This window comes from Protofrankia sp. CiP3 (genome assembly GCF_917627345.1).
In the GTDB taxonomy this organism is placed as follows: domain Bacteria; phylum Actinomycetota; class Actinomycetes; order Frankiales; family Frankiaceae; genus Protofrankia.
This window is the reverse complement of the sequence record NZ_CAKJTM010000179.1, coordinates 1-5,658: the sequence shown is the minus strand read 5'-3', so window position 1 is coordinate 5,658 and position 5,658 is coordinate 1. Positions and strand designations below refer to the sequence as shown.

The 5,658-nt window shown below is 67.2% G+C and carries 7 protein-coding genes and 1 pseudogene; 3 read left to right on the top strand and 5 right to left on the bottom strand.

The window, feature by feature from the left end; translation table 11 throughout:
* The first annotated feature begins 121 nt into the window (after positions 1-121).
* Together MJ797_RS25640 and MJ797_RS25635 are read left to right on the top strand one after the other, a co-directional pair.
* Complete coding sequence (locus MJ797_RS25640) at positions 122-520, top strand: hypothetical protein (protein ID WP_239342148.1); 399 nt, start codon at positions 122-124, stop codon at positions 518-520.
* A complete protein-coding gene (locus MJ797_RS25635) occupies positions 517-1,971 on the top strand; it encodes a relaxase/mobilization nuclease domain-containing protein (protein ID WP_239342152.1) in 1,455 nt (484 codons plus the stop codon). Before MJ797_RS25640 ends, MJ797_RS25635 begins: the two co-directional genes overlap by 4 nt.
* A 1-nt stretch (position 1,972) precedes the next feature.
* Here the strand turns inward: MJ797_RS25635 and MJ797_RS27690 are convergent.
* Positions 1,973-2,679 (bottom strand): annotated as a pseudogene (locus MJ797_RS27690) (recombinase family protein).
* A 323-nt stretch (positions 2,680-3,002) separates the two neighbouring features.
* Here MJ797_RS27690 and MJ797_RS25620 point away from each other — a divergent pair.
* Complete coding sequence (locus tag MJ797_RS25620) at positions 3,003-3,713, top strand: hypothetical protein (protein ID WP_239342146.1); 711 nt, start codon at positions 3,003-3,005, stop codon at positions 3,711-3,713.
* Positions 3,714-4,261: 548 nt separating this feature from the next.
* Here the strand turns inward: MJ797_RS25620 and MJ797_RS25615 are convergent.
* From MJ797_RS25615 to MJ797_RS25600, 4 genes are all read right to left on the bottom strand, one after another.
* Positions 4,262-4,402: a hypothetical protein gene (locus tag MJ797_RS25615; RefSeq protein ID WP_239342144.1), complete on the bottom strand. Its 141-nt coding sequence runs from the start codon at positions 4,400-4,402 to the stop codon at positions 4,262-4,264.
* Positions 4,403-4,456: 54 nt separating this feature from the next.
* Positions 4,457-4,963, bottom strand: a complete 507-nt coding sequence (gene xerC / locus MJ797_RS25610) for a tyrosine recombinase XerC (protein ID WP_239342142.1) — start codon at positions 4,961-4,963, stop codon at positions 4,457-4,459.
* Positions 4,964-5,019: 56 nt separating this feature from the next.
* Complete coding sequence (locus MJ797_RS25605) at positions 5,020-5,229, bottom strand: hypothetical protein (RefSeq protein WP_239342139.1); 210 nt, start codon at positions 5,227-5,229, stop codon at positions 5,020-5,022.
* 142 nt (positions 5,230-5,371) lie between these two features.
* Positions 5,372-5,658 (bottom strand): hypothetical protein (locus tag MJ797_RS25600; protein ID WP_239342136.1); only part of this gene is annotated, 287 nt, incomplete at its 5' end.

The following is a 5,658-nucleotide window of genomic DNA, read 5'->3' as shown; positions in this document are numbered from 1 at the left end:
GATATACATTTGGTAACCAAATGTGCGTCTCGATGGCCGTGTCCGCTTGGATCAGAGCTGACATATTCGGCCGGACGGCGGGGTTGAGCGGGCGCGCTCGACCTCAGAAGCGGGGTGCAGTGTGGGTGGGCAGGGGCCGGTTGGGCATCGGCAGCATCAGCGTCCGGCTCGCCACAACCGATGCAATCTGCGGTTTGATGACGACGAGTACGCCGAGATCGTCGAGGCCGCGCGGGCGGCGGATCTGACTCCGGCTGGGTTCCTGGCCGAAGCTGGACTCGCGGTGGCTCGGAACACCCGGCTGCCGATGGGGTCGGTGGAACGGGAGGAGATGCGGGAACTGGTGCGGCTGGCGGAGCTGGTGCGCCGGGTCGGCGGCAACGTCAATCAGGCGGTCGCGCTGTACCACACTGCCGGGGTGGCCCCGCCGGCGTTGTTGGCGGCGGTGGAGCTGACGAGCCGGGTGGTGCGTCAGATTGACATGCTCGCCACGCAGATCGGCCGCCGTATCCAATCATGATCGGGAAGATCAGTCGGGGTAAGCGGGTTCTCGGGCTGTTGCGGTACCTGTTCGGCCCGGGGGAGGCCAACGAGCATGTGGATCCGCATCTGGTCGCCGCTTGGACTGATCCCGCTCTGGTCGGTGTGGCTGGATCCGAGGATCTCGGTGTTCTGGCGGATCTGCTGAATCAGCCGGTGACGATGATGCGCCGGCCGGTGGACCGGCCGGTCTGGCACGCTTCGCTGCGCTGCGCGCCGGAAGACCGGCGGCTGAGCGACGCCGAGTGGGCTCAGATTGCCGAACAGGTGGTCACCCGGATGGGGTTCACCAGCGGGTCGGGCGATGCATCGGGTTGTCGGTGGGTGGCGGTCCGCCATGCTGACGATCACGTTCATCTGGTGGTGACCCTGGCCCGGATGGACGGCCGGCGCCCCTCGGTCCACAACGACTTCACCCGGCTGCGGACTGCCTGCCAGCAGATCGAACGGCGTTACGGGCTGCGGGTGACCGCCAGTCGGGATAACACCGCGCCCGTGGCCGCGTCCCGCCCCGAGCAGGAGAAGGCTGCTCGGAACGGGCAGCAGGAGGCATCCCGGGTGCGGCTGCTGCGGACGGTCCGGACCGCGGTCGCCGGCGCCGACGATGAGAGCGCGTTCTTCGCCCGGTTGGATCAGGCCGGGCTGCTGGTCCGCCGCCGGCACAGCATCCAGCATCCCGATGAGATCACCGGCTATGCGGTGGCCCTGCCCGGTGACCGGGACCGTCAGGGAGTATCGGTTTGGTACAGCGGCGGACGGCTGGCCGCGGACCTGAGCCTGCCGCAGCTACGACGACGCTGGCAGGTCCCGACCTGTCAGGCCGGTACAACCGATTCTGCTGACCGGCAGCGGTTGCGCGACCCTGCTGCCCGCCGCCAGGCGGTTACCACAGCGACCGCGGCTGCCGTCAGTGCCGCCGAGCACCTGGCCGCCGACGTCGCCGGTGACCCCGCCAGGGAACAGGATCAGGAAGCGGTGGCGCACGCCGTCGGGGACTTGGCCGCCGCCGTCGCCCACGTCCTACATGGACCAGACGATGGGCCGATGCACACGGCCAGTGAGCGCATTGCCCGGGCGGCCCGGGCCCGGTGGGCGGCCACCCCGCACACCACTCCGGCCGCGGAAACCGTCCGGGCAGGGGCGCGGATTCTGCTCGCGCTCGGCCGTGCCGGCCCTGGCGAGGCAACCGATTTCGCCCGGCTTGTGGAGGCGTTGCTGCGACTGGCCGAGGCCTTGGCCCTCCTCCGCGCCGCCCAGCAGCGCCATATTCAGGCCGAAGCCGCTGCGGTCGCCGCCCAAATGTTGGCCACCCACATCCCCGGCCAGGCGCCCGTACCACCACGGGTGGCGCATGCAGGGACGCGCAGCCCGGCACGTCCCCCGGTGCGGGGTGCCGGTAAGGAACGTGTCACTAGGGGCAAACGGAGATGATCTAGCTTGTCTGTGGTGGAGCGGCGGCGAGTTCGTGTCGCGTCCGGCCGGCGGCGCGCAGCTCGCGTAGGTCGGGGATGTGGTTGTAGAGGGTGCCGGGGCTGACGCCGAGCAGTTTCGCGATCGAGGTGACGCTGGCCTCGGGGTTCGGGAGCATGTCGCGGGCGGCGCGGATGATCTCGGGGATACGACGGTGAGTCGTCCGCCGACGCGGCTGCGGGCGCGCGCGGCGGCCAGGCCCTCGCGGGTGCCGGCGACGATGAACTCGCGGATGAACTCGGCCAGCGCGGCGAAGACGTGGAAGACGAGCCGGCCGCCGGGGGCGGTGGTGTCGAGGTTCTCGTGCAGCGAGGTGGACCCGACGCCGCGGCGGCGCAGGTCGCCCACGGTGGAGATCAGGTCTTGCAGGGAGCGGGAGAGCCGGTCGAGCGCGGGCACGACGAGCGTGTCTCCGGGCTGTGTGAAGTCCAGGCAGGCGGCGAGCTCGGGACGGTCGGTGTCGCGGCCGGATTGCTTCTCGGCGAAGATCCGCCGGCAGTCGGCAGTCGGCAGTCGGCAGTCGGCGGCGGCGAGCGCGTCGATCTGGCGCTCGAGCTTCTGCCCACCGGTCGACACCCGGGCGTAGCCGATGCGGATGTGGGTGAGCACCGCCGGCTCGGCGGCGAGGAGCTCGGTGGGCTCGATGGCTGCGGTCACGGTCACGATCATCTCAGCAGACGGTCCGGCGACGGTTCTTGATGGTGCCGGTTTCTGAAGGAGTTTTTGACGGCTCCAGTGTGATCTTCGCCGGTAAGTGGCGGTAGATCTTCGCTGGTTCCTGACGCTGCCGGCTGCGGGCAGCTCGGCGCTTCTACAGGGGGCTTGAGACTGGCAACTGAACGGTCAGTGGCGTTAGCGAGCCGATGTGGTCGGAGTTGCCGCCATCCAGCGTTCCGATGCGGGTCGATCGTTACGCGTGTTGACCTGGAGTGCCGCTGGTCGGTATCGAGGGTGCTGCACCCCGACACCGACGCTCAAAGGGAGTTGCCCGGATGCGGCAAGCGCAGGATGTCTTGGCCTATGCCCGGCACCAGGCCGAAGAGCTCGAGAAAGACATGACCTGGCATCCGAACGATCATGGTGGCTACGGCGGCTACTGGCAGGCACCCGAGAAATCGATGGCGTCGAAGATCGCGGCACGAGCGGTCGCGGCGCTGGAGTTCTTACGCCAGTACGCCGGAGAAGACAGCTTCTGGACACAGCGGGCGATCGCCACCTACCAGAGCAAGGGCGACAACCAGTCCGCCGAGTCAGGAGCACGCGCCGTGGGTGACCTGCTCCGGGCGTGGGCCGACCAAGTCGACGCCGGCGTCGTAGAAATCGCCGGGTCTCGGGCCTGGGCGGAAGTCGGCATCGTCAGCACAGACGTGATGAGCCAGGTACGGCGACTGCTGGAAGATCGAGGCGCGCATCCCGCCGCCGCCATCGTCCTGTGCGGCGCGGCACTCGAGATCGCCTTGCGGGCGGTCGTGCAGGCCCGCAACCTGACGCTGCCGGAGCGACCCTCGTTGAACATCCTCACCGGCCTTCTTCGCAAGGCAGGCCTGATCACCGTGCAAGACGTTAAGGATCTTGAGCAGTGCGCGGGCCTGCGCAACTCGGCCGCGCACGGCGACTTCGACAGCCTGAGTAACGAACGAGCCGGTCTAATGGAGCAACAGACCAACATCCTGTTACGCAGAATTGCCGACCTTTACGGCTAACGCCACTGACCGTTCAGTTACTGCTCTTAGAGGGGGTTTGATCTCGATATATCCGCTTTATCAGTTCATATTCCTCACTGGATTTAGGTTGATTCGCCTGGTATGCGGGGTCCACAACGGCGATTATTGCGACGTGGACCGTGATCCGTCGTCGGCGTGGCGCGCATAACATCCTGCTTCTAGATCAAAAGGATTTGATGGGGCAAAAACGGCAGTTCGCATCCGGTCGCGCCTGGCATGAAGCCCATGATTCTTCTCGAACCTGCGTAAAACCGGCTCGACGGGCTGGAGAACAAAACTGATGATAGGTCCGCAGATCGAGATCAAACCCCCTCTAAGCGAGCATCTCGTTCATTTTTGCGATGGTTCAGTCCGATTTCTGGCGGTGGTGAGGCGGGGCAGAGTCGAACCCGTCCCGCGTCAGAGCCGCCTCAGGCGGTGCAGACGACGGCGCAGGTGAGTCGATGCCCCACCTCGCCGTTCCTGAATCCCGATAATTGCCGTGTAGGGGACACGACAAACTTCGCCTATCTGGACGAGATGCTCTCTTACAGCTTTTCGACCCAGCCGGCGGCGACGTCTTCCGGCGGGTTGGTGTAGAGCAGGAGGTAGCGGTCGTTGGCGTGACCGAGCCGGCGTTCGAGTTCGGCCCGGTTGTGCCCGGACTCCTTCGAACCGGTAGGCGGCAATGTACCGGGGGTGTTGAGTAGCGCTATCGGGGAAGATCGGCTGGGGGCTATTCGTCAGGGTTGGTGATTGCGGTCTCGGGCGAGGTCGGCGGCGTAGCGGTGCCAGGTGCCGCCGGCCTGGGTGGTCCAGCGGGCGGCCGTGGTCGGGTGCAGCGAGAGCAGATCGGAGCCGGGCCAGTCGCCGCGTTCGTCGAGCCAGCCGGTCAGTGCGGCCCGCAGTGGCGGGTGGATGGGGACGCTGCGGACGTGGTCGCCCTTGCCGTGGATGCGCAGGGTTCCTTTGCGGGCGGACAGGGCGACGTCGTCGACGTCGAGGCCGACGGTCTCGGCGATGCGCGCACCGGCGTAGAACGGCACAAGTGCAAGAGCGGCGTCGCGCGGAGACGGCCAGCGTTCGACCTCCCGCAGGAACTTCACCGCCGCCCGCCGGGTCAGTGCGCGGGGCGTGGTCCTGGGGAGAGCGGCGCGGGCGGCGGTGGCGGGGCCGAGCCCGGTCCGGGTGTAGAAGTCGTCGACGGCGGCCAGGGCGTTGTTCACCGTGCGTGGGGCCCGCTTGGTCACGTTCTGCAGGTAGCCGCGGTAGTCCCGGACCGCCCAGTCCCGGGCTGCCTGCTCGCTCAGCGGGTCACCGTCGACGGCGGTGTCAGCGAGCCATCAAGGTACTGGCGAACCTTGGACGCGTAAGTGCGCCGAGTCTGGGCGGCGACCGGCGCCTGGGCGAGCGCGGCGGTATAGCCGGCGAGCACCGCGGCGTACGGCTCGGGGACGGCGACCGCGCGCCGCTCCGGTCCTCTCCGTGCTTCCTCGTCCCTGTTCTCTAATGCCACACCACGAAGCCTACTTTAGAGAATTAGGATTCGTAATGAAATAACAAATGCATCCTCTGGAGCGTCTTCGCAGGTCACGGGCCTGCAGAAGGCTCAAGATGAACAAGTTATTTCATTACGGATTCTTAGCCTTCTCTAAAGTTCATTCGGTCGGTGGGCTGCCGGGCTTGGCAGGCTGCGGATCGTCCCGCCCGGCGGTTGTGGCCTGGGTCAGGTCAAGCAGGGCGGCGACATCGTCGGCAGACAGGTGCTTGGCGAGGATCGCCTGAAAAGCATCGTCGCCGAGCATCTCCCGCTGTCGGCCCAGCCAGTGAAGGTCGATGCGTGCGTCGGATGTGCCGATCTCGAGGCGGATGGCCAGGCTCGCCACGGTGCACGGGACCGCATCCGCCGCTCGCCCCTGCGCGGTGTAAAGCACCCCAAGCTGGG

Coding starts and splice junctions, on each gene's coding strand:
- MJ797_RS25635 (WP_239342152.1), top strand. CDS start 517: ATGATCGGGAAGATCAGTCGGGGTAAGCGGGTTCTCGGGCTGTTGCGG.
- MJ797_RS25620 (WP_239342146.1), top strand. CDS start 3,003: ATGCGGCAAGCGCAGGATGTCTTGGCCTATGCCCGGCACCAGGCCGAA.